Raw genomic sequence first — 26,291 nt, forward strand, 5'->3', positions numbered from 1 at the left:
CGACACGGGAGGATGGGCGCCTGATTTCACCAAAGGTCCCGGAGGTCGCAGATAACCTTCGGGACCTTTTTTTAGCTGCAATCCCTCATCATCCTTTCACTCTTTTTTCCGGATGTATTCCGGCGCACGTCGAAGATGGCTCGCCGCGCTGCGCTCACGATGACGGGGCGCTTGTGTCGATGCTCTCGGATCGACGTTCAACGACGTCGGTGGGCATCCCAATGATAGCCTCGACGCTCAACCCGAAAGCCAAAAAAAAAGCCCCGGGATAACCCGGGGCTTCGCGAGGGGAGATTCCCCTGAATATCCTAGTTGGCGCTGGCCTTGAACTCGTCGCGACGGTTCTTGGACCAGGCGGCCTCGTTGGAGCCCTGCACGGCGGGGTATTCTTCGCCGTAGCTGATGATGGACATCTTGGAGGAGTCCACACCCATCAGGACCAGGAACTCGTAGGCGGCGCGAGCTCTGCGTTCGCCCAGGGCCAGGTTGTATTCGTTGGTGCCGCGCTCGTCGCAGTGACCTTCGATCAGCAGGTTCAGGCCGGGAGTGGACTTCAGCAGTTCAGCCTTGTCCGTCAGGATCTGACGGGATTCCTGGCTCAGCTCGTTGGAATCGAAAGCGAAATAGATCCGATCCGCAGCGATCTTCTCGATGGCCTGACGCTGCAGTTCGGCCAGGCGCTGGGCCTCGAGCTGCTCGGCGGTCAGACCGCCCTGTCCGTAGGAACCGTCACCGGAACCGGCAGCGGTCGCACCGGCAGGAGTGGAGGCCACTTTCTTGGAGCAGCCGCCGGCCATGGCCAGGCAAAACACCAACACGATCAAACCAAAAACACCTAACTTCTTCATAACTTCCTCCATTAACGAAAAAAAACCAAGCCTTAGCCACTATAATTTCCCCCAGGCCGGAGAGCTCGCCTCACCAGGCCCGGTTGGAATCAAGATAGGTTCGTCCCCGTGCTTCGTCGTCAGATAGATCTGCTTGGGACCCGATCTGCTGGACGAAAAGGCGATGAAATAGCCGTCCGGGGACCACGTCGGATCTTCATCACTCCCCCCGCCAAATGTCAACTGCCGTTCCTGTCCGGAGATCAGATCTGCCAGAAATAATTTATGAACTCCGTTGACCATGTGGGCGAAGACGACCTGCGTGCCGTCCGGGCTGATGCTCGGACCGGTGTTGTATTTCCCGGTCATGGAGATGCGCTTGACCTCTCCGCTGCCGAGATTCTTGAGGAAAACATGAGGATTGCCCAATCTGTTGGAAACAAAGACCATTTTCTGCCCGGAGCGGTCGAAGTCCGGACTTACGTCGATACCCCAGTTCTGTTCCAGTGGCCTTCCGACGCTGTAGTCGGGCTTGAGCTCGTAAATCTCGGGGTTTCCGCTCATGTCCAGGCTGATGGCCACGGAACCGGATTTGGTGAAGGCGGGCGCGATGAGGGTATTGCCCGGCAGTCTCTTCTTCTCGAGCGATCTGCTCTGACGGTCCCAGACGCACAGGTTGTGGTACTGCTTGTCCAGGAAGACGAACACGAGCTTCTGGCCGTCATGGGACCACGAGGGGCTGACGCAGATGCCGTCGAGATTGGTGACCTTCTGCAGGTTCAGGCCCTGGGCCGTGCACATGTAGATCTGCTTGCGGTTGCCTTCCTTCTTGACGAAGGCGATGTTGGACCGGAAGAAATCACCCTGGCCGGTCAGAGCCTCCATGAGGTCAGCACAGAAGCGGGCCGCCACTTCGGGCACCTGCTGGTTCGTGCTCACGCTGTAGCCCTTGCCGACGATCAGGCGGCCCGTGTAGACCTCGTAGGCCCGCAGCTCGACCTCGCCCACCCCTCCGGGACGCGGCGTCCAGGCCGCGGTGACCAGCACGTCGGCGCGGGAGAGCTGGAACTTCTTGAAGTCGATGCTCGGTGTCACATACCCGCCGGGATTGGGTCCGCCGACGATGTCCCTGCCGCCGAGCATGTTGAAGAAAGGCAGAAAGGCGCAGTTGGCGTGAATGCGCTGTTGCAGTTCGAGGGGAGCGTTGCCCGGGATGGCCCCGAGAGGACCGACGCTGTCCTTGGACAGCGGGTCGGCCACGAACAGGTTCACCCTCGACTGGCCCGGACCGTAGATGTCGATGCTCATCACGTCCGCGCCCCAGACCGGAGCCGCGGCGACGCACAGGAGCATCACAAGCAAAGAGAGTTTTCTGATCAAGACCGTCTCCTACCCGTTTTCCGTATTGTAAAAAGTTATCCTGAACGTTGTCGGCAGCGTTTCGGGAAGCTCCGGCAGTTTCCTGGTGTCTTCGATGGCCCGCATGACGGAGGCGTCGAAGTCCGAGCGCCCTGAACCGTTGACCATGCGCGAGCCGAGGATCTCGCCGCCCTTGCTGACCCGCAGCTCCACGGTCGTGGCCAGGACCACGTTTGACAGGCGGGGGAATCTCCAGTTCTGGCGGATGACCTTGATGACCTGGGAGGCATAGAAATCCTCCAGGCTGCCCGTGGATTCGCCCTCGCCCTCGCCGTCCTCGGCTGTACCGTCGCCGCTGGTGCCCCGTCCGGAGACTTCGCGTCCCAAGTCGGCCAGGGCGTCGGCCAGGGCGTCCTTGGAGCCGCCCTTGGCAGACCCCTTGGCCGCGCCCTCGGCGCCGGGACGGGTCTGCTTCGCGGTCTTGGACACGTCTCCCAGGGCCTCGGCCAGGATATCCTCCTTGCTGGGCGCCTTCTTGGACTTGTCGTCCTTGACGTCCTTCTTGGGTTCTTCCTTTTTGGCCTCGTCCTTCTTGGGCTCTTCCTTCTTCGGAGCCTCCTTTTTCGGCTCCTCTTTCTTGGGCTCTTCCTTCTTGGGCTCCTCGGGCTTGGCCTCGGCCACCGTGGCGTTCACCGTCGGCACCGGCTTGGCCGTTTCCGACGGGACGGCCTTTTTCTCGGGCTTCTTGGGCTCCTCGGGAGCCTTGGCCACCGGGGCCTCTTTCGGGGCCGCCTTCTGCGGCGCAGACTCGGGAGTCACGGCCTGCCTGGGAGCGCTCTTTGCGCCGGGCTTGCCCTTGTGCGGCGGCCCGACGAGATTCACCTCATACATCCGCTTGTTGAGGTTGAGTTTGATATGGGAATCGGTGGAAACGTAGACTCCTCCGATGAACACTGCAAGGTGCAGGGCGATAGAGAAGACCCAACTCAGATGACGCAGGGAATACGACACGGCAACGCCTTGAGCTTAGAGCTTCTCTTCTTCAGGTTCCGCAACGACGCCGAGTTTCTGCACGCCGGCGGCCCTGACCTCGGCCATGACCTTGACGACCACGCCGTAGGCCACATCCTTGTCCGCCTGGAGGTACAGCAGTTTACCCTTCAGCGTTTCCATCCTTTTGAGATGGTTGCCTAAATCCTCGATTTTGACCTCGTACTTGTCCAGCTTGATGGTCCCGTCCTTGAGGACATGCAGCACCACGGTGTCGCTGTCCTCGGGCAGGGTTTCCACCGCCTTGGTTTCGGGGAGGTCGACCTCCACTCCCTGGGTCAGCATGGGCGCCGTCACCATGAAGATGATGAGCAACACCAGCATGACGTCCACGAAGGGGGTGACGTTGATCTCGGCAAGGAACCCCTTGCCGGAGTTTAACTGCATGCCCATGGCCTATTCTCCCCGCTTGTTCATCCAGGGCAGTTCGAGCTGGGCTCGATTGAGGAATTCGCTGGCGAAGCATTCCATCTCGGACTGCACCGTGTTGATCATGCCCAGAAAGGTGTTGTAGGCGATGGTCGCCGGGATGGCGACGCCCAGGCCGATGGCCGTGGCCACGAGGGCTTCGGAGATGCCGGGCGCCACGGCGGCCAGAGCCGCGGTCTTCATCTGTCCGATGGAATGAAAGGAGTTCATGATGCCCCAGACCGTGCCGAAGAGGCCGATGAAGGGGGCGGAGTTGGCGCAGGTCGCCAGGAAGGCCAGGGACCGGGACATGTCGCCGAGGCTCTCGGTGACACCCTGTTCGAGCACGCGCCGCAGGTTGTCGCCGGCAACGCGGAACTTGAGGTTGGGATGGATGACGGATTGTTCCAGACGGCGGAATTCCTGCAATCCCTTCTTTGCGATGGGATACAGGGCCGAGTTGCCCTGTTCGCGCAGGGTCTGCACGCCGTCGGCCAGGTTCGTGGCGTTCTGGAACAGGGCGCGCTCCTGCAGAGCCTTGCGCCGACCGAGATTGATCTGGATTATCTTGAAGAAAATGATCGACCAGCTGATGAGCGACATGAGGGCCAAAAGGGCCATGACACTCTGCACCACGACCGTCGCGTTGGCAATCATTTCCCAGAAGCTGAACTGCGGCATGCCGCCGAGTTGCGTCGCAGCACCCAACTGCTGCATTGAATCGAGGGGCTGCGTCATGTTTATCGTGTCAACAACGCCTGTCTGCGCTACTGCATCCATAAATTTCACCTTTTTTAACTACGAAAGTTTTCGACGAAATAACAAATTTTGATTCACTACTGCGAAAGGCAACGGGACACAAGAGCCCAGGCATGGTCATCCGCGGCGCGATATTCATCTTCCGACATGCCGCACCCCAGGGCGATCCGGCGGCGCAGCTCCGCCCCGACGAGGTCGCGGGGATCGTGGGCGTCGTTGTTGAGCACGAACCGGGCCCCGCAGGCGCGGGCCAGTGCCAGGACGTGGCCGTTGGCGTACCCGTGCCCGGCCCTGGTGGTGATTTCGAGGAGCACGCCTTTCTGCGCCGCCAGGCGGACCTCCTCGGGAGTGATCAGCCCGGGGTGGGCCAGCACGTCGACCCCGGCCTCGATGGCTGCGAGATTGGTGCCCCGCTCCACGGGCTCGACGATGGTCTCGCCGTGAGCGACCACGAGCTGCGCCCCGAGGGCCCTGGCGCGCTCGACCTCCTGGGCCATGAGGGCCGCGGGCACGTGCGTCAGCTCCACGCCGGGGACGATGGCGATGTCCATGTACACGGAATACTCCCGCGCCATGGCGGCCAGGCGCGGCACGATAAGGTCCATGTTCGACGCGTCGGCGTGGTCGGTGATGGCCACGGCGCGGTACCCCGCCACCTTGGCGCGCCGCGCCAGTTCAGCCGGAACGAGGACCCCGTCGCTGAAGGTCGTGTGCGTGTGCAGGTCGATCACGGTCGGGTCACATCTTGTACTTGATGTCGTCGAGGCTGTATTTGGAGAGGATGTCCGTCCACTTCTCGCTGTCCTCGCCCTTGACCACCTCCTGGAACACGCCCTTCTGCAGGGTCTTGTTCAGGGCGATGACCTCCTCGGACACCCGAATGGGCACCTCGGCCCGCAAGGCCAGGGCGATGGAGTCCGACGGGCGGCAGTCCACGCGCCTCTCGCCGCCTTCGGAGCGCAGCACCAGTTCGGCGTAGTACGTGCCCTCGTGGATCGACACGATCTCGACGGCCTCCAGCCGGGCGGCCAGCTTCTCCAGGATGTTCAGGATCAGGTCGTGGGTCATGGGCCGGGGCACGGGCACCTTGTTCAGGGCCATGGAAATGGACATGGCCTCCATGGCTCCGATCCAGATGGGGAAAATGATGTCCTCCGACGTGTCCTTGAGAATGAGGATCGGCATCTGCGAATCCTCGTCCAGGGCCAATCCGAATACCGTCATTTCTACCACGGTTCACCTCGGGTCTCCCCCGTGAGGGAGTGTTTCTTCGCGGCCAGGATGCGCACGCGAATCATTTTGCCCGTCAGCTCGGGCAAGGGCGAAGGAAAATTGACGATGCGCCCTCCGCCGTCCCGGCCCCTCCAGAAAAGGGCCTCGCCGTCCTGCATCCTGCTCTTGCCCTCCACCAGGACGTCGACCTCGGCGCCCACGAGGGACTCGAGCTCCTCGGCGGTGATGCGGTTCTGCAGGTCCTGCAGCACGGACAGCCGGCGGGCCTTCTCTTCCTCTGGCACCTTGAAGTCCATCTTCTCGGCCCGCACCCCGGGCCGGTCGGAATACTTGAAGGAAAAACTCGACTCGTAGCGGACCTGGCGCATGAGTTCCAGGGTGTCCTCGAAATCCCGCTGCGTCTCGCCCGGAAACCCGACGATGATGTCCGTGGTCAGGGCGATGTGCGGGCATGCCGCGCGCAGGTCCCGAACTATGTCCAGGTAGCGCTGCCGCGTGTACTTGCGGCCCATGGCTTTGAGGACGGCGTCGGAGCCGGACTGCACGGGCAGGTGCAGCTGGGGGCTCAGGTTCGGCAGTTCGCCGAAGGCCGCCACAACTTCGGGCGCGATGTCTTTTGGATGCGAGGTCGTGAACTTGAGCCGCACCAGGCCCGGAATGGCCGAGATGCGGCGCAGCAGCGAGGCGAAGGTGGTGCCGTCGCCGTGCTTGTCCTGGCCGTAGCTGTTCACGTTCTGCCCCAGCAGGGTCAGCTCCCGCGCGCCGCGCCGCACCAGGGACTCGCACTCGGCCACGATGGCGTCGGACGAACGCGACTTCTGGCGACCGCGGGTGAAGGGCACGATGCAGTAGGCGCAGAAATTGTCGCAGCCCTGCATGATGTTGACGAAAGCCTGGGCCCCGACCCTGCCCTCTTCGGGCTGTTCGCGCTCGGGGTAGTGGTCGAGGAAGTCCAGCAGGCTTACGCGCAGGGCCGGGTCCTCGACGAGTCGCTCCAGGGCCTGCGGCACCATGGCCGTGCCGTCGGTGCCGAAAACCAGGCGGACGAATGGGAAGCGGTTCCAGAACTCCTCGCCGATCTGCTGGGCCACGCAGCCGCCCACGCCCACGAAGACCGAGGGGTCGCGATCGGCGTAGCCCTTGAGGCGGCCAAGCAGGGAATAGACCTTCTGTTCGGGCTTCTCCCGCACGCTGCAGGTGGTGACCAGGAAGACCTGGGCGTCATCCTCCGCGGAGTCGGTCCATCCCCGTGAAACCAGGGCCTGGGACAGCCAGTCGGAGTCGGCCACGTTCATCTGGCACCCGAACGTCAAAATGTGAAACCTCACGAAACCTCTTCTCCTCTTCGGATCATGCGTTGCGCATTGCTATGAACGATTTTTTTGCCCAGTCAACTCATTTCATGGGCTCCGCCGGTCGACTGCGTCTGCTCGGCTATCCAGCGCAGGAAAGGCCCGTGACCGCGATCGAGGTTCAGGGCCACGATACACGGAATTTCATAAGGATGCATCCCGAGAACGCAAGCCTCCAGGCTCTCGTAGAGGTCCGCCCTTGTCTTGGCGAGAAACGCCGTCTCGACCTCGGACTGCACGGACCCGTCCCACCAGTACATGGACTCGATGGCCGGCAGGATGTTGACGCAGGCCGCCAGACGACGGTCCACCAGGGCGCGGCCGATGCGGCGCGCCGTTTCCGCGTCAGGGGCCGTCATGTAAACCAGGATTTCGCTCATCTCGCGCCTCCGTGCAAAAAACTTGAGGTTGCGGAAAAAAACTGTCAGGCACGTTCACTCGGGGTCCGACACCCGCACGAGGTATCCGCCATGACGAAACCGAACATCCCCGCCAGGGCCGAGGCCGTACGGGAACGGCTGGCCCGCCGCTACCCGGTCCCCAGGACCGAGCTGCACTGGTCGTCGCCGTGGGAACTGCTGGCCGCCACGGTGCTTTCCGCCCAGTGCACCGACGCGCGGGTCAACCAGGTCACTCCGCAACTCTTTGCCACGTGGCCGGACGTGGAGCAAATGGCAAATGCCGATGTGGGGGAAATCGAGGTCGTCATCCGTTCGACGGGCTTCTTCCGCAACAAGGCCAAGAACCTGCGCGCCGCCGCGGCCAGGATCGTCGACGCCTACGGCGGCCAGGTCCCCCGGACCATGGAGGACATGCTGACCCTGCCCGGCGTGGCGCGCAAGACGGCCAACGTCGTCCTGTCCAACGCCTTCGGCGTCCAGGCCGGCATCGCCGTGGACACCCACGTCAAACGCATCTCCTTCCGCCTGGGCCTGACCCGCGAGACCGTGCCGGACAGGATCGAGCGCGACCTGATGAAGCTTTTCCCCCAGGACGACTGGGGCGCCGTGAACCACTACCTGGTCCTCTTCGGCCGGGAGGTCTGCACGGCCCGCAAGCCGGCCTGTCCGGAATGCGAACTCGAGGACCTGTGTCCCAAGGCGGGCCTGGCCACCAAAACCGCAACGAAACGAAAACCGAAATGAAACCTGGAACATTCACCATACACCACACCGACGGCGCGTCCCGGGCCGGAGAACTGCACACGGCCCACGGCGTCATCCCCACCCCAATCTTCATGCCCGTGGGCACCCAGGGGACCGTCAAGGCAGTCTGCCCCGAGGACCTGAAAAACCTCGGCGCGCGCATCATCCTCGGCAACACCTACCACCTGTGCATGCGCCCCGGCGACGAGATGATCGCCCGGCGTGGCGGCCTGCACAAGTTCATGAACTGGGACCGCCCCATCCTCACGGACTCCGGCGGCTTCCAGGTCTTCAGCCTCTCGGGCCTGCGCAAGCTGACCGAGGACGGCGTGGCCTTCTCCTCGCACCTCGACGGGTCCAAGCACTTCTTTTCGCCCGAAAAGGCCATCTCCATCCAGCGCAACCTCGGCTCGGACATCATGATGGTCCTCGACGAATGCGTGCCCTACGGCGCGGACTACGACTACACCAAAAAATCCCTCGGGCTGACCACCCGTTGGGCGGAGCGCTGCCGAAAGGCCTATCCCCAGGGCAGCGGCGACCAGCTCCTCTTCGGCATCGGTCAGGGCGGATTCTTCCGGGACCTGCGCGAGGAAAGCATCCGCCAGCTTATCGACATCCCCTTCGACGGCTACGCCCTGGGCGGCCTTAGCGTGGGCGAATCCAAGCCCGAGATGATGGACATCCTCTACCACAGCACGCCCCTGCTGCCCGCGGACAAGCCGCGCTACCTCATGGGCGTGGGCACTCCGCTGGACATCATCCGCGGCATCGACGCCGGCATAGACATGTTCGACTGCGTGCTGCCAACGCGCAACGCCCGCAACGGGACGCTGTTCACGTCCCTGGGCAAGGTCAACATCAAGCGCGCCGAGTACACCGAGGACGACGGCCCCCTGGACCCCGAGTGCTCCTGCTACACCTGTCGCAACTTCAGCCGCGCCTACCTGCGCCACCTCTACCAGGCCCAGGAGATCCTGTCCTACCGCCTGAACACCATCCACAACCTCGCCTACTTCCTGCAGGTCGTGACCGGCGCCCGCAAGGCCATCGCGGAGGGAACGTTCCAGGCGTACAAGGCGCGGTTCGAAAACATCTACGACACCTGAGGAGGCGCGCATGCTCAAGGACATCGTCACCGCCAGCCGCAGCTACCGCCGTTTCGACAACGGCGTCGCCATCCCCATGCGGACCCTCGAAGAACTGGTCGAACTGGCCAGGCTCTGCCCCTCCGCCGCCAACAGGCAGCCCCTGCGCTTCATCCTGTGCACGGCTCCGGCCGACAACGAGGCCGTCTTCGGCTGCCTGAAATGGGCGGCCTACCTCAAGGACTGGGACGGCCCCGCACCGTCCGAGCGACCGACCGCCTACATCATCGTGGTCAACACGGCCAAGGACTGGGACATGGCCAGGATCGACCTCGGCATCATGGCCCAGACCATGCTGCTTGGAGCGGTGGAAAATGGCTTAGGAGGATGCATGCTCGGGGCCATCGACCGCGACCGGCTGCGCGCGCACCTCGGGCTGGCGCCGGAACTGGAGATCAGCCTGGTCCTGGCGCTGGGCAAGCCCGTGGAGGACGTGCAGGTCGTGGATGTGCCCGCGGACGGGTCAATTCGATACTGGAGGGACGAAGCGGGTGTGCACTACGTGCCGAAACGCAAGGTGGAGGATCTCATCCTGGATAGGCGGTAACGGAGCGACCCGGAGTCCGGACAGGCCCGAAACCGCGTCGACGCGGCTCAGGACCGGCGGGAGATCAGATCGGAAAGCCGGTGGGAGTCAAGCGCGCCCATGAGCACATTGTTCGCCTCGACCCATATGTGCTGCAGGAGAACCTCCGAAGAGTCCACGCCCTCTCCAGCCGCCGCGCTTTCAAGGAGCTGATCCGCGGCGGAGCTGTCCTCCAGCACCCTGACCACATCCCCGACCGTGATCTCCTGGGCGGATTTGGCCAGCTTGTGTCCGCCGAACGGGCCACGCTTGCTGCGCACGAGGCCGCTGCGCCGCAAACCCGAAATCAACTTCTCAATGTATTTCTGGGAAATATTCTGCCGCCTGGCAATGTCCGTCGTGTTCACCCAGCCGGCGGCCTCATGAACGGCGATATCCATGAGCAGGCGAGTCCCGTAGCGGCTCTTCGTGGTCAAACGCATCCTATCCTCCAAGATTACTCGAACCGGCCTTCAGGCAGCGCCGGCGGACATTCCACAGTGTCTGGCCCCCTCGCGATTGAGTCGCGAACCAGAGCGCAAGGTTATGCCCGCCCGTGCACCGGGGCAGGACGCTCCTGACCGTCAGCCGCAGGGACGAGCCTTTGCGCCGAAGACCGGAACGAGAGTGGAAGCGGTACGCCGCAATCTGCGCGGCGTACCGCTATCGTCCTATTCCTGAGGCAGGAGGTGCTCGGGCACCTCGATCATCTTGATCAGCAGGGGCTTCAGGAAGCTCCAGCGGATGCCGATTTCGAACTCCTCTTCCAGATCGCGGATGGCGTCCCAGCAGTTGTGGCACGGTGCGATGACGAACTTCGCACCCGTGGCCAGAATCTGCTCGCGCTTCATCTTCAGGGCCGCGTTGCGCTGCTTGCGGTAACGCCCGATGCCGTTGAAGCCGCCTCCGCCGCCGCAGCAGTAATTATGCTCCTTGTTGGGAGCCATCTCGCGGAAGTCCTCGGCTATGTGCTTCATGATGATCCGGCCGCAATCCCGCAGGCCGGCGTTGCGCACGTAGTTGCAGGAATCCTGTAGCGTGACAGGCTCCTTGATCTTCTTTGTCGGATCGATCTTGAGCTTTCCGGTCTCCAGTGCCTCGGCCACCCATTCCACGTAGTGGATGCACTCCACGGGCGGCTGGCCGTCGGGGCGTCCGGCCCAGTACGGGCCTTCGATGACCGTAGCTCGGTAGGCGTGGCCGCACTCGGTGGCGACCATGCGCTTGGGACGCAGGCGCTCCATGGCCTCATAGACCGTCTCGACCTGCATCTTGCAGGCTTCCCAGTCACCGGCGAACATGGACAGGCTGGTCATTTCCCAGCCGGACGACGGCATGGTCCAGTTCTCGCCCGCAACATGGAAGAGGATGGCCGCCTCGACGATGTCTTCGGGGTAGTGCTTCGCCTCGCGGGCATTGATCATGTAGACGATGTCGGCGTCTTCCTTGTCGATGGGAATCTCAAGGCACGGCCACTCTTCGAGGGCCTCGTCGACCATCCATTCGCAGGTGTCCACGAACTCCTCTACGGTGACGTCCATCTGGGCGCGGAACAGGCGGTGCATGCCCGAGCCGATCTTCAGTTCCCATGGCACGAAGCCCTGGGAGTGCAGCAGACCGCGCAGGTAGCTGAACATGACGCCCATGTCGATGCCGTAGGGGCAGAAGGAGCCGCAACGGTTGCAACAGGTGCACTTGGACCAGGCCGTGTCCATGCACATGCGCATGAACTCGTTGGACACGTTGCCCTTCTGCTTGACGATCTCACCAAGGGTGGACTGGATCTTGTAAGACGGCACCTGCTTGGGGTCGCGCTCGTTGACGCTGTACAGGAAGCAGCTGTCGGCGCACAATCCGCAGTGGGCGCAGATGTCGAGCCAGGTCTTGGTTCTGGATTTCATGGTCTTCTGGATGGTCGCCCAAAGCTTTTCGGCGTCCACGTCCAGCTGTTCCATTTCCGCGTAATATTGTCTGCCGTTGCTGTCGCCCAAGAGGGCGTCGAGATCCTCTCTGGAGGCAACGGGCTTCTTATTGCAAAGTTTTCCTTCGGGCATTTTGTATTCCTCTTGGCTTACCAGTCAAAATTGGACTTCATTCCGCCGCGCTTGATCCCGAAATCCATGCCGAGCTGGATGCGCGTGCAGAAAAAGAGCGCGATATGGGCCAGCTTGGTGAAGGGAGCGGTCAGTAGCACGATCACGCCGCACAGGATATGCAGGTTGATCCAGACCGAATAGTTGGCGGTATGGTACGAGGCCATGATGCCGGAGAACAGCAAGGTCAGGGTCAGGACCAGCAGCATGACGTCCTTGAAATCGGTCAGGATGCGCACCTCGGGCAGCAGGAAGCGACGCACGGCGATGCCGATGCCGCCCATGAGCGCCGCGATAGCCAGCACGTCGGCCAGGATCTGCGGCATGGACGGCCAACCGATGCCAAGGCCGTTTCTGATCATCACGGCATGCCCTTCCAGGAAGATGGGCACGATGACCAGACCGAAGTGAAAGGCGAAGAACATGAGGGTAAAGATGGGCTTGGCGCGCCAGCTGTGGGTGCCGAAGGGCAGCAGCCAGCGGTACACCGAGCGCACGGCGCCCTTGATGCCATAGTTCATGTGCGGCTTGTAGGCCACGCGGTCCAGCCGCCAGTCCAGCCCCTTGAAGTAGAGCACCACGCGGGCGGTCAGGCCGACAAAGAATACCGCAAAGGAAATCCAGAGCAGCGGACCAGTCAATATCTCATACATACGAATACTCCTTCATTGGTCGAAACGGACCGAGCCTATTCCTCTTCCTTGTCAGCGAACCTGTCTTCGTCCCGTTCGGTCACGAACAGCCAGAAGGCCACGAACGCCACCAGACCAACGCCCATGCCGACATAGGCCATGCCCTTGGTCCAGAACATGAAGTCATGATATGTCATGAATTCCATTGTACGCCTCCTTTAGTGCGCTTCCTTGAAGTCGGGGTGTTCGTGCAGGATCGGCAGCTTGTTCAGGCAGAACCGCAGGACCGTGATTTCCAGGGTGACGATGAACACGGTAATCATGATCTCCTCCCAGGACGGGATGTAGCGGACTTCAGCCGGCAGCTGCCAGTTGAAGGCCACCAGGGAGATGTTCAGGCGGTTCAGAACGATGCCCAGGACCGTGACGATGGAGGCCCAGAAGGCCAGCTTCTGATTCTTTTCGCGGGCGGCCACGGCGTACATGAGGCAGGGCACGAGGACGAAGCCGATGACCTCGACCAGGAACCAGGCGCCCCAGCCGGTGGCCAGGAGATGCCAGTTGTCGTCCATGGCCACGCCGATCCACTTCAGGTTGAAGTAGCAGAAAAGGACCACGGCCGCGGCCTTGGCGAAGCCCAGAGTCACGCCGGGGGCTTCCTCGATGTGGGTTTCGTCCATCTTGTGGTGCAGGAACTTGTGGGACAGGCCGCCCTCGAAGATGACCATGGACAGGCCGGCCGGGATGCTCGAAACGAAGAAGAACAGGGCCAGGTACGGGGAGTACCACAGCGGATGCAGCTTGGAGGGGGCGATCAGGTACAACCCGCCCAGGGAGGACTGATGCAGGGTCGAGAGGATGACGCCGAAGATGGTCAGCAACAGGGTCAGGCTGTGGGCGTAATGCCGCAGCTTCTTCCACTTGAGGGTCTCCCACACGGCCGGGGAGAACTCGATGGCCAGGACCGTCAGGTACAGGGCGACGCACAGACCTACCTCGAAGAGGAAGGAGGTGGGGCCGGGGTAGATGGTCAGGGGATACGGCAGCCGGTAGTAGCGGCCCAAGTCGTACAGCAGGGCGAAGACGACGAAGGCGTAGCCCAGGAATGCCGTGGTGATGGCCGGGCGGACCGCCGAATGGTATTTCTTCATGCCGAAAAGGTACACCGCCGCGGAGGTCGTGTAGCCGCCGGCGGCGAGAGCGACGCCGCAGAGCAGATCGAAGCCGATCCAGATGCCCCAGGGGTTGTCGTCGGACAGGTTGGTGACGGAGCCGATGCCCATCGTGAAGCGCTTGACGGTCAGCACCAGGCCTATGGCCAGGATGACGGCGGTGATGATGTTCGCCGGCGTCCAGAATGACTTGTTCGGTGTGGTGTGGTCAGACATCGCCACTACTCCTTATTGCTCGCCCGCGTCGGCGGCTTCGGCTTTCTTGCGAGCCTCTTCCGCTTCCTTGAGCGCTTTTTTCACTTCCTTGTCGATGGCCGACAACTTGTCCTTTTCCGCCTTGTCCATGGCCGTCTTGAGCTTCTTGGCCGCCTCGGCCTGGGCTTCGGCCACGGCCTCTGCCACGGCGTGGTGCTGCTCTTCCTCGGCGATCTTCTCCTTGCGCTTGGTCAGCGCATAGGCGCCCGTCAGGAACATCGGCCACAGGCCGACGATGGCCGGGACCACGCCCAGGGGGCCGGAGGTGAACTGAGGGGCGGGCGTGATGCCCAGATCCTCGCGCATGCCGATCTGCGTGAAGGGCGCGCCGGAGATGTAGAGCCAGCTCGTGCCGCCCATCTCGTTCTCGCCGTAGATGTGGTCGATGTACATGTCGGGATGCTTGCGGATGCGCTCGCGGGCGATGGCCAGCAGATCCTCGCGGCGGCCGAAGACCAGGGCGCCCTTGGGGCAGTCCTCGACGCAGCCGGGGAGCTTGCCCTCCTCGATACGCGGCTGGCACATGGTGCACTTGCGCACCCGGGGGGTGATCGGGTCGTGGTATTCGTACGTCGGGATTTCGAAGGGGCAGGCCACCATGCAGTAGCGGCAGCCCACGCACTTGTGAGCGTCGTAGCTCACGGCTCCGGTCTTGTCCTTCTTGAAGGCGCCGACGAAGCAGGCCGACGCGCAGGCCGGCTCGAGACAGTGGTTGCACTGCTGCTTGCGGTACACCGGCTTGTCGCCGACCATGTACTTGTTGACCACGGTAAAGGTGTCGTGGTGCGTACGACGCCTCTTGTCCATGACTGTCAGATCGTCGAAGGGCACGGGCTGGGCCGGCAGTTCGTTGACCTTATTGCACGCGGCTTCGCACTTTCTGCAGCCGATGCACTTGGTGCTGTCGAAGAGCACCCCAAAGCTTTCGGGATATCCCTTGAAATGATGAGTTCCACCGGCACTGGCCGAAGACGCCGCCAAACAGGCCCCTGCGCCAGCCAGCATGCCAATGAATTTTCTGCGTTTCATAATAGCTCCTCGTTATTAAGACCTTGCAGGCAGGTTACTTTTTAGCGGCATGACATTCTGTGCAGGCGGTTGCGGCCGGCTTCTCGATTCCCATTTCCTTGTGACAGCCGATGCACTGCTGGTGATAGGCGGTCTTCAGGTCGGGCTTGGCCTCAGTCAGGGGGCCGGCACCCTTGCCGTGACAGCTCACGCACTTGGGCGGGTTGGCCGAAGCGGGGCTGTTGTGATGGCAACCGGAGCAGACGGCGTTGGGGCTGGAGTGGAAGTACGCAGCCATGGCGTCGTCCTTCATGCCTTCCATGATCTTCTGCACGATCTTGCGGTGCGGGAACTTGCTGGCCTGGTATTCGTTGGCCAGAACGCCGATCTCGATGGTTTCGGGAATCTCGTCGACCTTGACAACAGTGTCGGCCTTGGCGCGGGACTCGAAGATCATGGCCGCGGTGTTGACCTTGCCGGTCTTGTCCTGGAGCAGGTCGGGGCCGGCGGTGATGCTGACATGGCACTTGGTACAGCTGGCCTCGGTCTTCTGGCCGGTGCGGCCCATGAAGGTGTGACAGCCGGCGCACTGCTTCTTGTCCTGGGTCTTGGCGTGGCAGCCCACGCAGCTGGCCTTGGCGGTCACGCTGTGCATGGCCTGATCGGTGGTGATGAAGGCGCCCTCTTCCTTGCCCAGAGAGGTATGGCACTCGGAACAGGCCACCAAGCCCTTGGTTGAGGCGTTATGATGGCAGACCGAGCAGTTTTCGTTCTTCTCTTCGTGCTTCTTGTGGTTGAAGGGCACGGCGTTGATGAGAGCCGGCTCAGCAGCGGGCTTGGCGGGCTTGGCCATGAGAAGGGCGAAGTCGGTCTGACCGGCCTCGAGCCTGGGCGCGTCGGCAACCTTCTTGAAAGTGGCGCGGACGGAAGCGTCATGGCAGCCGGCGCATTCCACGGGACCACTGGGCTGCTTGGCCTTGGCGATCTCCATGTGGCAGGACATGCACTTCTCGTGGGACTGTTCCTTGTTTTCGGCGAAGGAAAGATTGCGCTTCTCCGGCTTGTCCTGAGCGTGGCACTTGGAGCAGTTGTCCTTCTGGCCCGCGGGAGCCGGGACCATCTTCGAGGACTGGTGCCTGTAATGCAGGGACTTGTCGAAAGTCGGAAGCGTGCGGGAAGTTTCCGCAGGTCCGGCGTGGCAGGTCCCGCACTGTCCGCTCTCGGGCCCGCTCTTCTTGCCGGCCTTGGACGTGTCCGTGTGACACTTGATGCAGTTGTCGTGGTAAACGGCCTTGATTGCGGCAGCAGTCGTGTCTTCTTCGCGCTTGAACTTGGCTGTGACCGTGTTTCCGGTCACCTTGTGGCAGGATTCGCACTTCCCTTCGACGGCCTTGGTGTGCTTGTCGTGCTCGAACCGGACCACTGGATACTCGAGCTTTCCGAACTTCTTGAGCGTGTCGATGGTGACGAGATCAGCGCCCAATCGCTTCGTTTCGACCAGTTCCTGCTTTCCCCCAAGAGCGTTCAGACCGAATCCAGCCACAGCCATGCTTACGCACAGGATTCCGATCCATCGCAGCATTGGTCTTCCCTTCTCCATGTGAAAATTCCTTTGTTGAAATCCACCCCGGAAAATCCCGGAAACCTCCCTCGCCCGGAGGCTTCGCCCCCCAGCACCATCCTCTGTACCGGAAAAAACATGGTTCCGCAGGCCCGAATCGACATCCCGAGGACAGATCGGCTCCAACCAGACCAAATCGGTATGATTTTTTCCGACCACAGAGGTATAGAATAAGGGCGGACGCGTCAAGACTTCATTATTTTTTTCACAATCAGCTCGCTGAGTTTACGCAGGTCGGGCGCTCCGTCACGCCGCAGACGCCGTCTCGACTTGAAGGCCGCTCCCCCGTAAAGCGCAGGCGAAAAAAAACCGGCCAAAAGCCGGTCAGGGGAGAACTTTTCGGGATGCCGGCAGGACTCAGCGTCCTGCCGGCCGTCAGAGGCATTCGGGCTTTTCACCCGCCACGTCGTCGGCCGGGGCGGAGGGCAGGACCCGAGGGGGTTCGGCCGTGACATCGATCTGCCGCGGCGCCACGACCTTGCCCTGGCTGTCGATCATGGTCCGCTCGTCGAGGATGGCGATGCCAAGGCGGTCCATGACCTCGCGCTTGTAGTCGTATTCCATGTTCTTCTTGCGCAGCTTGTAGTTGAGCACCATGCGCACGACACCGAAGATGGTGCCCGCCGCGAGGACGCAACCCAGGCCGATGAGCAGGAACTTGGAGGCTGCCTCGCCGAAGCGGGCCAGGAAATCCATGATCGCGCCCATGTTGTAGACCACGCCGATGAGGGCCCCGAGCAGCAGAAGCGTGAGCAGGAAAGGCAGCTGGAAGCAGAAGTTGGCCGTCTTGGCCACCTTGGCCGCAAAGCCCTCGAGGCCGTCCTCCTTGAAGATGGCCTGGCCGCGCTGTCCGTAGAGGAAGGAGTTGAAGGCCACGACGACGATCCCGGTCAGAAAGGTCAGGGCCACGGGCGCGGCGAAGGACACCAGGAAATAGGCCTTCCAGGGGAAGGGGATGTCGACGGGCTTGCCGGTGACGGCCACCTCGTCGATGCCCAGCTGATAGACCCAGCAGACAAGGAAGATGAGCACCTCGACCACCACGAGCAACTGGATGAAGCGCTTGAAAAGGTCCTTGATCTCGTAATCGTCGAAGAGCGAGGCGACTCCTTTTCTTTTCCCCCCGCTTTTGTTCTTCTGATTCTCCTGCATCGTATCTCCGTGTCGCCCTGGCCTTGGCCTGCGGCGACATAACGTCTGAAATCGGGAAGTTCCGTCACGGCCGGGCCGGGCGTCAGTGTCATGTCCGTCGACGTCGCGGGCGACCGCTGTCCGGGCGTGGTCTGCCGGACTGTCCTGAGGGTTGAGTTCCGCCCTGCTTCGGATTAGGCATGTGAGCTTCGTTCACGAATCCCAACTACAGCCTCAGCGGGTATTTCCATGAGCCATTTTGACATCATTGTCATCGGGGCGGGACCGGGCGGTTATGCCGCAGCTCTTCTCGCCAGTCAAAGAGGAAAAACGGTCGCCCTCATAGAAAAAGAGCACCTCGGCGGCACGTGCCTGAACTGGGGCTGCATCCCCACCAAGCTCTACCTCGGCGCCACCGCGCCCCTTGAGGGGCTGCATGCCCAATCAAGGCTGCGCCTGTGCAGCGGGTCCATCGAAATTGATATGCCCGCTCTGAAAAAACGCAAGGGCGCCTTCGTCTCTGCCACCCACAAGGCCATGTCCTCCCGCCTCGAAAAAGACGGCGTGACTCTCATCCGGGGAGCGGCCGAGCTGACGGGGACCACGACCCTGCGTGTCGCCGGCGAATCGATGCACGAGCTGTCCTTCTCCTGGCTCATCATCGCCACGGGCTCCTCATCGAACTGGTTCCCGGGCCTTGAGCCGGACCATGAGCGCATCCTCGACTCCACGGATCTGCTGGATCTCGAGGAGGTGCCCGAGAGTCTGGCCGTCATCGGCGCCGGGGCCATCGGCCTGGAAATGGCCGACTTCTGGAACCGCCTGGGGACGCGCATCGACCTCGTCGAGGCTGCGCCGCGCATCGCCCCGGCCGAGGACGAGGAGATCGCCCAGGCCCTGCACGGGATGCTCAAGCGCAGGAAGTGGAACATCTTCACGGGCAAACGCGTGGCCGGGATCGTCAACGAAGGGGACGCGGTGCTGACCCGGCTGGAGGACGGCACGGAGATCCGCACCGCCAAGGCCCTCGTGGCCGTGGGCCGCAAGCCCAACACGGCCGGGCTCGGGCTAGGGAAAGCCGGAATCTCCACGCGCGGAGCGGGCTGGGTCGCCACCGATGATTGCCTTCTGGCCGCGCCGAACATCTACGCCGTAGGCGACGTCAACGGCCGCACCCTCCTGGCCCACGCCGCCGAGCACCAGGGACATTACGCCGTGCGTCACGCCCTTGGCGAGTCGACCGCGCCCTACGAACCGGGGCCCATACCGGGCTGCATCTACGGTTCCATCGAGGTCATGCGTGCCGGCGCCACCGCCGCCGAACTGGCGGCCGCAGGCAAGCCCGTCCAGATCTCACGCGCCAACCTCGGGGCCAACCCCATCTCCCAGGCCCACGGACAGGCCCAGGGCCTGGTCAAGGCCGTGTGGTCCGACGGCGTGCTGCGGGGCCTGAGCGCCGTGGGGCACGGAGCCTCGCACCTGGTCACCCTGGCCGAGATCATTGTCCGCGACGGCTGGACCCGCGCCACGGCCCACGAGCACATCTTCGCCCACCCGACCCTGGACGAGAGCCTGCGAGACGCCCTGACCGCCCCCCTGGAGGACAAGTGAGCCAGGGCCCGTTCCGCGCCCGCAGGCCCCTGGTCCTGGCCTCGGCCTCGCCCCGCCGACAGGCCCTGCTGGCCGGGCAGGGGCTGCATTTCGAGGTCGTCCCCAGCGCCGTGAAGGAGCCCGCGCCCGAACCCGTCGAAACCCCGTCCGACTACGCGGCCCGCATGGCCCGCATCAAGGGCGCCGACATCGCCGCCCGCCACCCCGACAAGGTCGTACTCTCGGCCGACACCATCGTGGTCCGGGGAACCGACATCCTCGGCAAGCCGCAGGACCGCCGCGAGGCCGTCGACATGCTTTGGTCCCTGTCCGGCGGCTGGCACGAGGTCATCACGGGTTTCTGCGTCCTGTGCGACCGCGACGCCCTGACCGTCTGCCGCACCGTGACGACCAGGGTGCACATGGCCGACAACTCCCCGGAAATGCTCGCGGCCTACGTGGCCACGGGCGAACCCATGGACAAGGCCGGCGCATACGGCATCCAGGGCATCGGCGCCTTCCTCGTGGACGAGGTGCAGGGATCCTACACCAACGTGGTCGGCCTGCCCCTGCGCTCTGTGCTGAACATCCTCCTGGAAATCGGAGCCGTCGGAGTGGCAGATGCCTGAAACCAAACCCGAACCGCTCTCCTCCCGGCTGGCAGCCCAGCTGGCCACCCTCGGTCCGGCCGGGCGCATGCCCAAGGCCCCGGGCACGTGGGGCTCCCTGGCGGCCGCCGCCGCGGCCCCCTTCCTGTTCCTGCCCCTGCCTCTCTGGGCGCGGCTTGCGGTCCTGGCCGTTCTCTTTCCCGTCGGAGCCTGGTGTGCCGGGCGGACCGAAAAATTCCTGGGCCGCAAGGACCCGTCCTGCGTGGTGGTGGATGAACTGTGGGGGCAGTGGATCGCCCTGCTCCCCCTGGGCGCCGCCGAGCCGCTGTGGATGGTCCCGGCCTTCCTGCTCTTCCGCCTCTTCGACATCGCCAAGCCCTGGCCCGTGCGGGCCTCGGAGCGCTGGCTGCCCGGAGGCTGGGGCATCATGATCGACGACGGGTTCGCCGGCCTGTACGCGCTGCTCGTCCTGCTGGTCTGCCGCGCCCTGTTCTAGGCCATGACGCCCACGCTCCCGCCTCTGCCCCCGCTGCCCATTGACGCAGTCCTGACCGAGCTGTCTCAAGCCCTGCGCACGGACACGGCCTGCGTGGTTCACGCCCCGCCGGGCAGCGGCAAGACCACGCGCATCCCCCTGGCCCTCATGGACGCCCCCTGGGCCGCCGGGCGCAAGATCCTCATGCTCGAACCCAGGCGCCTGGCCGCGCGCGCCGCTGCGCGGCACATGGCGGGCCTGCTGGGGGAGAAGGCCGGGGAGCGCGTCGGCTACCGCACGCGCCTGGACATCCGGGTCTCGGCCGCCACGCGCGTGGAGGTCGTGACCGAGGGCATCCTGACGCGCATGCTGCAGCACGACCCCGAACTCACGGGCTACGCCTGCGTCATCTTCGACGAATTTCACGAAAGAAGCCTCCAGGCCGACCTGGGCCTGGCCCTGTGCCTGGAAGTCCGCGCCGCCCTGCGGCCCGACCTGCGCCTGGCCGTCATGTCAGCCACCCTCGACGTGGAGGCCGTGGCTGCCCTCCTGGCCCCATGCCGCATCCTGTCCTGCCCTGGACAGGCCCACGCGGTTGAGACCCGCTACCTGCGCCTGCCCGAACGCTTCGTCGAGGAGCGCATGGCCCGCGCCATCTCCCTGGCCCTGGCCACGGAAACGGGAAGCATTCTGGCCTTCCTGCCCGGAGCCCGCGAAATCCGCCGCACGGAGGAACTCCTCGGCACGCCCTCGCCCGGCGTGGAGATCCACCCGCTCCTGGGCGCCCTGACCGCCTCCGATCAGGACAGGGCCATCGCCCCGCCCCCGCCGGGCATCCGCAAGGTCGTGCTGGCCACGGCCATCGCCGAAACATCCCTGACCATCGAGGGAGTGCGCGTCGTCATCGACAGCGGCCTGGCCCGCCTGCCCCGCTTCGACCCCAGAAGCGGCATGACGGTCCTGGTCACCGAGCCCGCCTCCCTGGCCACCGTGGCCCAACGGCAGGGCCGCGCCGGCCGCACGGGGCCGGGCGTGTGCCTGCGCCTCTGGGACCCGGCCGACGAGGTCAGCCGCAAACCCTTCCCCGCCCCGGAAATGCTGGAGGCCGACCTCACCCCCCTGGCCCTCGACCTGGCCCTGTGGGGCGCGGCCTCCCCCGCGGACCTCGCGTGGCTGACCCCGCCGCCGGCCGGAAATTTCCTGAGCGCCAGACGCCTCCTGCGGGAACTCGGCGCCCTCGACGACGCCGGGCGCATCACAACCCACGGCCGCGATATGGCCGCCCTGCCCCTGCACCCGCGCCTGGCGCACATGGTCCTCGCAGCCAAACGCATTGGCCAAGGCCCCACCGCGGCCCACCTGGCCGCCATCCTGGGCGAACCGGGCCGCATCATGCGCTCATCCCCGGACCTGCGCGAAGCCGTGCGGCCGCGGGTACTCTCCGACACGCTGCGTGCCTCCATGGAGCAGATCGCACGGCTCGCCTCCGTCAAACCCGGGCCCGTCGACCCCGAAGCCGTCGGCCTCCTGACTTCCCTGGCCTACCCGGACCGCATCGCGCGCCGCCAGGAGGACGGGTCCTACCGTTTGACGAGCGGCCGTAAGGCCGTCTGGCCGGGACCGAGCACCCTGTCGGGCCACGAATTCCTGGCCGTGGCGCAACTGGACGGCAGCGCCGACAACGCCCGGATCTGGCAGGCTGCCCCGCTCTCTTGGCAGGAACTGCACAAACATTTCGGAAATCTCATGCGCTTCGAGGACGAGGTGCGCTTCGACCCGCTCCTCGACCGCGTAATCAGCCGTCGAAAGCTGATGCTCGACGCGCTCTGCCTGCGGGATGAACCTCTGGCCGCCGACCAGGATGCCGTGACCGGAGCCCTCCTGGCCGGACTCAAGGACGTCTCGCGCCTACCCTGGGATGACCAGTGCCGCGCCCTGCGCGACCGCGTTCGCTTTCTGCGCGGCCTCGACGAGACAACCTGGCCCGACATGTCCGACGCTGCCCTCCGGGCTTCCCTGGCCGACTGGCTCAGCCCCTTCGCCGCCGGCGCGCGCTCCACGGCGGACCTCGCCAAAGTGCCGCTCCTGGAGGCCCTGAAAAACCTCATCGGATGGGAAAAACTCAAACTCCTGGACCGCCTGGCCCCGGAACACCTCGACGTCCCCTCGGGCGCCCGGCGCCGCGTCGACTACTCGCCGGAATCCGGCCCCGTCCTGCCTGTCAAACTCCAGGAAATGTTCGGCTGCGCCGACACCCCCACCCTGGCAGGCGGCCAATACCCCCTCGTCCTGCACCTGCTCTCCCCCGCCGGCCGCCCCCTGCAGGTCACCCGCGACCTGCCCTCCTTCTGGAAGAACGGCTACCCCCTCGTGCGCGCCGAAATGCGCGGCCGCTACCCCAAACACCCCTGGCCCGAAGACCCCGCCACAGCCATGCCCACGGCCAAGACCAAAAAAGCCATGACGCCGAGATAAGAATGCCTCCGGCGGGCAGGGGACTCGTCCCCTGCACCCCATTCATGTTTTCGCTCCTCACACCCTTCCGCTACGCGTCAAGCGGTCCGTCGCGGGCCGGGCAAAACGCCTCCTAAACTCCGGGAACGACGGATCACGGCGCCCCGATGGCCGCTTCCACGACCTCCAGAACATCCTCAGGCTTGAACGGCTTGCTCAGCGTGGCCACGGCTTTCCTGATGGCCCGGTGGATGCCCGGCAGCCCGCTGATGACTACCACGGGGATGTCCTTGAATTGCGGCATCCCGGAAAACCGCTGATGAAATTTCGGCCCCCACTCCTCGGGCATCTCCAGATCCAGCGTGATCAGATCCGGCTTGACCTGCCTGAGGATTTCCATGGCCTCCTCGCCACTGGTGGCGCCATAGGCGGCATAGCCCCTTTCGCGGAAGATAGAGACGAGGTACTCGACGATGTCGAGGTTGTCGTCCACCGACAGAATCGTCTTTGTCGCTCCCTGGCGGCCCGGATTTGCGGCGGTTTGAAGGGCCCCGCTCCGGAGAAAGACCCTGCTCGGGATTGTCTTGCGTCGCTTCTGATGCTCAGGCTGCGAATCCTGCGGGATTTTGAGTTGGGCCAGCTTGGCCGCCTCCTTGCGGGCCATGCAGTTCTGACCGTCCTCCAGGATATCCTGCACGGTCACCGAATCCAGCTTTTCGAACATGGCCTGGTCCGCGGCCACCCAGATGGCTCTGGTCAGACAGTGCACGGAACGCGGACACGCCAGCCTGTTGTTTCCGCATGGCAAGTCGGCAGACTCGCCCTCCAGAGCGCGCACGACGTCTCCGACGGTTATGCGCTCCGGCGGCAGCGCCAGAACGTGCCCGCCGACCCTCCCTCGCATGCTCTTGACGATGCCCGCCCGCTGCAACTCTCCGACCAGTCTTTCCAGATACTTGAGCGATATGTCCTGCCTGAGGGAAACCTCTGACATGGATACAGGGCCGCTCCCCCCATGCTGCGCGATATCAAGCACCAGGCGCATTCCGTAACGTCCCTTGGTCGTCAGACGCATCCAATCACCCTCCTCGACGATAAACACGGGAGTCCATGCTTTGAAATCCATTCATTTTCCGTCGAGATATGCCACGACGGTATGGCATAAATCAATCCACTATTTGAAAGAATTCAAATCCACACATTGTAAGTATGGTTTTAATTCATAACTATACTTTCAATGTATAATTAAATAATTCACTAAAAATTGCTTGCATAACCGAAAAACAACGGTAATATGGATATAAGTTTCGCCAATACGATCGTCGTCACTATAGATTTCGACACACAACCCATGCTTACGACCGACGCGAACTGGCAGACCGCATCCGCGGCAACAACTTTTCTCATCGGAAATCAATTAAATCCCGCAACTACATGCGGGAAACGGGAGGACGACATGCATTCACCAGCTTTATGGGATTGGGAGCCGGGTAAACGTGTAATTCTCGCCTCCACGGACCTGCCCGAAGGCGCGATGTGGATGGAGGAGGCCCATGCCTCCCCGGACGGGCAAAGGCTCGCGGCGCTGGCCAGGCTGGAGGACGGCACGTTCACGGCCTTCGTCAACGGCTCGCTCTGGGAGAACACCTTCGAAAAAGCCTGGCTGCCGCGGTTCAGCCCGGACGGCCGATTCACGACCGTGGTCCAGCAGGACGGAGAATGGACTCTCGCCGTCGACGACGTGCCCTGGGAGGAGCGTTTCGACTACCTCTGGGGAACGCAGTTCTCCAAAGACGGGTCAGTCATCGCCGCCTGCATCCAGTCCGGAGGTGAATACGGCATGTGCATCGACGGCACGCCCTGGGAAAACCTCTTCGAGAACCTCAACCAGAGCCTGCTCTCCGCCGACGGATCCTCATCGACAGCCGTGGTGCAGCTCAACTCCCTCAAGCCCGCCGACCTGGACGCATTCCAGGCCGGAGTCTTCGGCGTCGCCGTCGACGGACAGGCCTGGGACAGAAAGTTTCTGAACGCCTGGACCCCGACCTTCGACGCTTCGGGCAGGCGCGTTGCAGCCCAGGTCCGTACCAGCCTCTACGAGTACACCATCGCCGTTGACGGCACCCCCTGGCCCGACATGTACGCCTGCGTCTGGGAGCCGAGCTTCAACCCCTCCACCGGCAGCGTCGTCGCGCCGGTGCGCATCTCCGGGTTGTGGGGCATGGCCCAGGAAGGCAAGACCCTTTGGGAACCCGTCTTTTTCCAATGCTGGCAGCAGGCCTTCAGCCGCAACGGCCAGATCCTGGCGGCCATCGTCGCGCCGGTCTTCGGTGAATTCACCGTGGCCGTGAACGGCAAGCCTTGGAACGCGAGGTTCCCCGTGGTCACAGATCTGGCGTTGGCGGACGACGGCGGGCTCGTGGCGGCCCTGGGTTCGGACAACAACCGGAACTGGCGCGTCATGGTCGACGGGAAGGTCTGGGATGGGACCTGGGACATGGCCTGGAAACCCGTACTGAGCCCCAAGGGCGGCAACGTGGCCGTGAAGGTGGAGAGAGGCGGACGCCAGACCGTGGTCGTCAACGGACGCCCCCTGGACCAGGACTTCGAACGGGTCTTCGATCCGGTCTTCAGCCCGGACGGAACCAAGCTGCTCGTCAAGGCCATGAACATGGGCGCCTACATCCGGGTCGTGACCCCGGTGGCCTGAGCCCAAAGGAGAATACACGCATGAACACCATCTATGAATTCGTGACCGGCCCCCTGGCCTGGCTGGCCTGGGCGGCCTTCATCGTGGGATCCGCCTGGCGGCTCGTCGGCATGTACAGGCTGGCCAAGACCAAGGACGCTTCCTCCATCGCCTTCATGAGCTGGAAATACTCCTTGCGTTCCATCGCCCACTGGATCACACCCTTCGCTACCCTGGGCTGGCGCAGAAACCCGGCCCTGACCGTGGCGACCTTTCTCTTTCATCTGCTGCTCTTCGCCGTGCCAATCTTCCTCACGGCCCATGTGATGCTGTGGGACCAGTTCTTCGGCATCTCCTTCCCGGCCATTCCAGACCCCATCGGCGACTACCTGACCATAGTCGTCATCGCCCTGTGCGTCTTCTTCGCCGTCAGAAGACTGCAGGACCCCAACGTGCGCTACATCACGAAAACCGCCGACTGGGTCGCCCTGGCCATAGTCTTTGCGCCATTCGTGACCGGTTTTCTGGCATTCCGCCAGATCCTCGACTACGACACCATGATCATCCTGCACATCCTCGCCGGGGAACTGATGCTCGTGGCCATTCCCTGGACGCGCCTGTCGCACATGGTCTTCGCCGTGTTCACGAGGTCGTACATGGGTTCGGAATTCGGCGGCGTTCGTCACGCCCGCGACTGGTAACATCCCAAGGAGGATC

General features: G+C 63.5%; 27 protein-coding genes. 9 read left to right on the forward strand and 18 right to left on the reverse strand.

What is annotated here, in order from left to right; genetic code table 11:
* Positions 1 to 308 precede the first annotated feature (308 nt).
* From pal to cutA, 9 genes are all read right to left on the reverse strand, one after another.
* Complete coding sequence (gene pal / locus ACZ5AC_RS09840; RefSeq protein WP_464247441.1) at positions 309 to 848, reverse strand: peptidoglycan-associated lipoprotein Pal; 540 nt, start codon at positions 846 to 848, stop codon at positions 309 to 311.
* A gap of 39 nt (positions 849 to 887) precedes the next feature.
* On the reverse strand, positions 888 to 2,207 hold the full coding sequence (locus ACZ5AC_RS09845; RefSeq protein WP_464247442.1) for a hypothetical protein: 1,320 nt from the start codon (positions 2,205 to 2,207) through the stop codon (positions 888 to 890).
* A gap of 9 nt (positions 2,208 to 2,216) precedes the next feature.
* Positions 2,217 to 3,197: a cell envelope integrity protein TolA gene (gene tolA / locus ACZ5AC_RS09850; protein WP_464247443.1), complete on the reverse strand. Its 981-nt coding sequence runs from the start codon at positions 3,195 to 3,197 to the stop codon at positions 2,217 to 2,219.
* Between the two features lie 15 nt (positions 3,198 to 3,212).
* On the reverse strand, positions 3,213 to 3,629 hold the full coding sequence (locus ACZ5AC_RS09855; RefSeq protein ID WP_464247444.1) for an ExbD/TolR family protein: 417 nt from the start codon (positions 3,627 to 3,629) through the stop codon (positions 3,213 to 3,215).
* 3 nt (positions 3,630 to 3,632) lie between these two features.
* Positions 3,633 to 4,382 carry a MotA/TolQ/ExbB proton channel family protein gene (locus tag ACZ5AC_RS09860; protein WP_464247445.1) on the reverse strand — a complete coding sequence of 250 codons (750 nt, stop codon included), beginning with the start codon at positions 4,380 to 4,382 and terminating at the stop codon, positions 3,633 to 3,635.
* Positions 4,383 to 4,480: 98 nt separating this feature from the next.
* On the reverse strand, positions 4,481 to 5,134 hold the full coding sequence (locus tag ACZ5AC_RS09865) for a histidinol phosphate phosphatase domain-containing protein (RefSeq protein WP_464247446.1): 654 nt from the start codon (positions 5,132 to 5,134) through the stop codon (positions 4,481 to 4,483).
* A gap of 7 nt (positions 5,135 to 5,141) precedes the next feature.
* Positions 5,142 to 5,636, reverse strand: coding sequence for a bifunctional nuclease family protein (locus ACZ5AC_RS09870; RefSeq protein ID WP_464247447.1), 495 nt, complete (start codon positions 5,634 to 5,636; stop codon positions 5,142 to 5,144).
* The gene (miaB, locus tag ACZ5AC_RS09875) at positions 5,630 to 6,964 is read right to left on the reverse strand and encodes a tRNA (N6-isopentenyl adenosine(37)-C2)-methylthiotransferase MiaB (protein WP_464247448.1); all 1,335 of its coding nucleotides are present in this window, start codon (positions 6,962 to 6,964) and stop codon (positions 5,630 to 5,632) included. Before miaB ends, ACZ5AC_RS09870 begins: the two co-directional genes overlap by 7 nt.
* Before the next feature lie 62 nt (positions 6,965 to 7,026).
* Positions 7,027 to 7,368, reverse strand: a complete 342-nt coding sequence (cutA, locus tag ACZ5AC_RS09880; RefSeq protein WP_464247449.1) for a divalent-cation tolerance protein CutA — start codon at positions 7,366 to 7,368, stop codon at positions 7,027 to 7,029.
* Positions 7,369 to 7,458: 90 nt separating this feature from the next.
* Between cutA and nth the strand changes: the two genes are divergently transcribed.
* The 3 genes from nth to ACZ5AC_RS09895 are packed head-to-tail and all read left to right on the forward strand — an operon-like array spanning position 7,459 to position 9,828.
* Positions 7,459 to 8,133, forward strand: a complete 675-nt coding sequence (nth, locus tag ACZ5AC_RS09885; RefSeq protein ID WP_464247450.1) for an endonuclease III — start codon at positions 7,459 to 7,461, stop codon at positions 8,131 to 8,133.
* Entirely contained in the window at positions 8,130 to 9,242 is a 1,113-nt protein-coding gene (gene tgt / locus ACZ5AC_RS09890) for a tRNA guanosine(34) transglycosylase Tgt (RefSeq protein WP_464247451.1), read from the forward strand. Before nth ends, tgt begins: the two co-directional genes overlap by 4 nt.
* 10 nt (positions 9,243 to 9,252) lie before the next feature.
* Positions 9,253 to 9,828 (forward strand): nitroreductase family protein, encoded by a 576-nt coding sequence (locus ACZ5AC_RS09895; RefSeq protein ID WP_464247452.1) that lies wholly within the window; start codon positions 9,253 to 9,255, stop codon positions 9,826 to 9,828.
* Positions 9,829 to 9,875: 47 nt separating this feature from the next.
* Here the strand turns inward: ACZ5AC_RS09895 and ACZ5AC_RS09900 are convergent, their stop codons facing one another.
* The 8 genes from ACZ5AC_RS09900 to ACZ5AC_RS09935 form a co-directional block, all read right to left on the reverse strand.
* Positions 9,876 to 10,289, reverse strand: a complete 414-nt coding sequence (locus ACZ5AC_RS09900) for an RrF2 family transcriptional regulator (RefSeq protein WP_464247453.1) — start codon at positions 10,287 to 10,289, stop codon at positions 9,876 to 9,878.
* Positions 10,290 to 10,517: 228 nt separating this feature from the next.
* On the reverse strand, positions 10,518 to 11,900 hold the full coding sequence (gene hmcF, locus ACZ5AC_RS09905; RefSeq protein WP_464247454.1) for a sulfate respiration complex iron-sulfur protein HmcF: 1,383 nt from the start codon (positions 11,898 to 11,900) through the stop codon (positions 10,518 to 10,520).
* A gap of 17 nt (positions 11,901 to 11,917) precedes the next feature.
* Entirely contained in the window at positions 11,918 to 12,592 is a 675-nt protein-coding gene (gene hmcE / locus ACZ5AC_RS09910) for a sulfate respiration complex protein HmcE (RefSeq protein ID WP_464247455.1), read from the reverse strand.
* 35 nt (positions 12,593 to 12,627) lie between these two features.
* Positions 12,628 to 12,777: a sulfate respiration complex protein HmcD gene (gene hmcD, locus ACZ5AC_RS09915; protein ID WP_464247456.1), complete on the reverse strand. Its 150-nt coding sequence runs from the start codon at positions 12,775 to 12,777 to the stop codon at positions 12,628 to 12,630.
* A gap of 12 nt (positions 12,778 to 12,789) precedes the next feature.
* Entirely contained in the window at positions 12,790 to 13,959 is a 1,170-nt protein-coding gene (gene hmcC, locus ACZ5AC_RS09920; RefSeq protein ID WP_464247457.1) for a sulfate respiration complex protein HmcC, read from the reverse strand.
* Positions 13,960 to 13,971: 12 nt separating this feature from the next.
* On the reverse strand, positions 13,972 to 15,027 hold the full coding sequence (gene hmcB / locus ACZ5AC_RS09925) for a sulfate respiration complex iron-sulfur protein HmcB (RefSeq protein WP_464247458.1): 1,056 nt from the start codon (positions 15,025 to 15,027) through the stop codon (positions 13,972 to 13,974).
* Between the two features lie 34 nt (positions 15,028 to 15,061).
* On the reverse strand, positions 15,062 to 16,588 hold the full coding sequence (gene hmcA / locus ACZ5AC_RS09930; RefSeq protein ID WP_464247459.1) for a sulfate respiration complex hexadecaheme cytochrome HmcA: 1,527 nt from the start codon (positions 16,586 to 16,588) through the stop codon (positions 15,062 to 15,064).
* Positions 16,589 to 17,002: 414 nt separating this feature from the next.
* Complete coding sequence (locus ACZ5AC_RS09935; protein ID WP_464247460.1) at positions 17,003 to 17,779, reverse strand: hypothetical protein; 777 nt, start codon at positions 17,777 to 17,779, stop codon at positions 17,003 to 17,005.
* 228 nt (positions 17,780 to 18,007) lie between these two features.
* Between ACZ5AC_RS09935 and ACZ5AC_RS09940 the strand changes: the two genes are divergently transcribed.
* Genes ACZ5AC_RS09940 through hrpB form a run of 4 tightly spaced genes read left to right on the forward strand, consistent with a single transcriptional unit; the run spans position 18,008 to position 22,906 of the window.
* Positions 18,008 to 19,369 carry a dihydrolipoyl dehydrogenase family protein gene (locus tag ACZ5AC_RS09940; protein WP_464247461.1) on the forward strand — a complete coding sequence of 454 codons (1,362 nt, stop codon included), beginning with the start codon at positions 18,008 to 18,010 and terminating at the stop codon, positions 19,367 to 19,369.
* Positions 19,366 to 19,977 carry a Maf family protein gene (locus tag ACZ5AC_RS09945; RefSeq protein ID WP_464247462.1) on the forward strand — a complete coding sequence of 204 codons (612 nt, stop codon included), beginning with the start codon at positions 19,366 to 19,368 and terminating at the stop codon, positions 19,975 to 19,977. The genes ACZ5AC_RS09940 and ACZ5AC_RS09945 overlap by 4 nt, the downstream gene beginning before the upstream one ends.
* The gene (locus ACZ5AC_RS09950; protein WP_464247463.1) at positions 19,970 to 20,452 is read left to right on the forward strand and encodes a phosphatidylglycerophosphatase A family protein; all 483 of its coding nucleotides are present in this window, start codon (positions 19,970 to 19,972) and stop codon (positions 20,450 to 20,452) included. The genes ACZ5AC_RS09945 and ACZ5AC_RS09950 overlap by 8 nt, the downstream gene beginning before the upstream one ends.
* A gap of 3 nt (positions 20,453 to 20,455) precedes the next feature.
* Entirely contained in the window at positions 20,456 to 22,906 is a 2,451-nt protein-coding gene (hrpB, locus tag ACZ5AC_RS09955) for an ATP-dependent helicase HrpB (RefSeq protein WP_464247464.1), read from the forward strand.
* Positions 22,907 to 23,039: 133 nt separating this feature from the next.
* Here the strand turns inward: hrpB and ACZ5AC_RS09960 are convergent, their stop codons facing one another.
* Positions 23,040 to 24,011 carry an Rrf2 family transcriptional regulator gene (locus tag ACZ5AC_RS09960; RefSeq protein WP_464247465.1) on the reverse strand — a complete coding sequence of 324 codons (972 nt, stop codon included), beginning with the start codon at positions 24,009 to 24,011 and terminating at the stop codon, positions 23,040 to 23,042.
* Between the two features lie 330 nt (positions 24,012 to 24,341).
* Here ACZ5AC_RS09960 and tmcD point away from each other — a divergent pair, with 330 nt between their 5' ends.
* Both tmcD and tmcC read left to right on the forward strand, forming a co-directional pair.
* Positions 24,342 to 25,595, forward strand: coding sequence for an electron transfer complex subunit TmcD (gene tmcD / locus ACZ5AC_RS09965; protein ID WP_464247466.1), 1,254 nt, complete (start codon positions 24,342 to 24,344; stop codon positions 25,593 to 25,595).
* A 20-nt stretch (positions 25,596 to 25,615) separates the two neighbouring features.
* On the forward strand, positions 25,616 to 26,275 hold the full coding sequence (tmcC, locus tag ACZ5AC_RS09970; RefSeq protein WP_464247467.1) for a TmcC family electron transfer complex membrane anchor subunit: 660 nt from the start codon (positions 25,616 to 25,618) through the stop codon (positions 26,273 to 26,275).
* Positions 26,276 to 26,291 lie beyond the last annotated feature (16 nt).

The sequence above is a fragment of the Desulfomicrobium aestuarii genome (genome assembly GCF_055385525.1).

Coding starts and splice junctions, on each gene's coding strand:
- hmcC (WP_464247457.1), bottom strand. CDS start 13,959: ATGTCTGACCACACCACACCGAACAAGTCATTCTGGACGCCGGCGAAC.
- cutA (WP_464247449.1), bottom strand. CDS start 7,368: ATGAGCGAAATCCTGGTTTACATGACGGCCCCTGACGCGGAAACGGCG.
- ACZ5AC_RS09960 (WP_464247465.1), bottom strand. CDS start 24,011: ATGGATTTCAAAGCATGGACTCCCGTGTTTATCGTCGAGGAGGGTGAT.
- nth (WP_464247450.1), top strand. CDS start 7,459: ATGACGAAACCGAACATCCCCGCCAGGGCCGAGGCCGTACGGGAACGG.
- tgt (WP_464247451.1), top strand. CDS start 8,130: ATGAAACCTGGAACATTCACCATACACCACACCGACGGCGCGTCCCGG.
- hmcE (WP_464247455.1), bottom strand. CDS start 12,592: ATGTATGAGATATTGACTGGTCCGCTGCTCTGGATTTCCTTTGCGGTA.
- hmcA (WP_464247459.1), bottom strand. CDS start 16,588: ATGCTGCGATGGATCGGAATCCTGTGCGTAAGCATGGCTGTGGCTGGA.
- hmcF (WP_464247454.1), bottom strand. CDS start 11,900: ATGCCCGAAGGAAAACTTTGCAATAAGAAGCCCGTTGCCTCCAGAGAG.
- ACZ5AC_RS09950 (WP_464247463.1), top strand. CDS start 19,970: ATGCCTGAAACCAAACCCGAACCGCTCTCCTCCCGGCTGGCAGCCCAG.
- tmcD (WP_464247466.1), top strand. CDS start 24,342: ATGCATTCACCAGCTTTATGGGATTGGGAGCCGGGTAAACGTGTAATT.
- ACZ5AC_RS09860 (WP_464247445.1), bottom strand. CDS start 4,382: ATGACGCAGCCCCTCGATTCAATGCAGCAGTTGGGTGCTGCGACGCAA.
- tmcC (WP_464247467.1), top strand. CDS start 25,616: ATGAACACCATCTATGAATTCGTGACCGGCCCCCTGGCCTGGCTGGCC.
- ACZ5AC_RS09940 (WP_464247461.1), top strand. CDS start 18,008: ATGAGCCATTTTGACATCATTGTCATCGGGGCGGGACCGGGCGGTTAT.
- ACZ5AC_RS09855 (WP_464247444.1), bottom strand. CDS start 3,629: ATGGGCATGCAGTTAAACTCCGGCAAGGGGTTCCTTGCCGAGATCAAC.
- hmcD (WP_464247456.1), bottom strand. CDS start 12,777: ATGGAATTCATGACATATCATGACTTCATGTTCTGGACCAAGGGCATG.
- ACZ5AC_RS09935 (WP_464247460.1), bottom strand. CDS start 17,779: ATGCAGGAGAATCAGAAGAACAAAAGCGGGGGGAAAAGAAAAGGAGTC.
- hrpB (WP_464247464.1), top strand. CDS start 20,456: ATGACGCCCACGCTCCCGCCTCTGCCCCCGCTGCCCATTGACGCAGTC.
- pal (WP_464247441.1), bottom strand. CDS start 848: ATGAAGAAGTTAGGTGTTTTTGGTTTGATCGTGTTGGTGTTTTGCCTG.
- ACZ5AC_RS09895 (WP_464247452.1), top strand. CDS start 9,253: ATGCTCAAGGACATCGTCACCGCCAGCCGCAGCTACCGCCGTTTCGAC.
- ACZ5AC_RS09900 (WP_464247453.1), bottom strand. CDS start 10,289: ATGCGTTTGACCACGAAGAGCCGCTACGGGACTCGCCTGCTCATGGAT.
- hmcB (WP_464247458.1), bottom strand. CDS start 15,027: ATGAAACGCAGAAAATTCATTGGCATGCTGGCTGGCGCAGGGGCCTGT.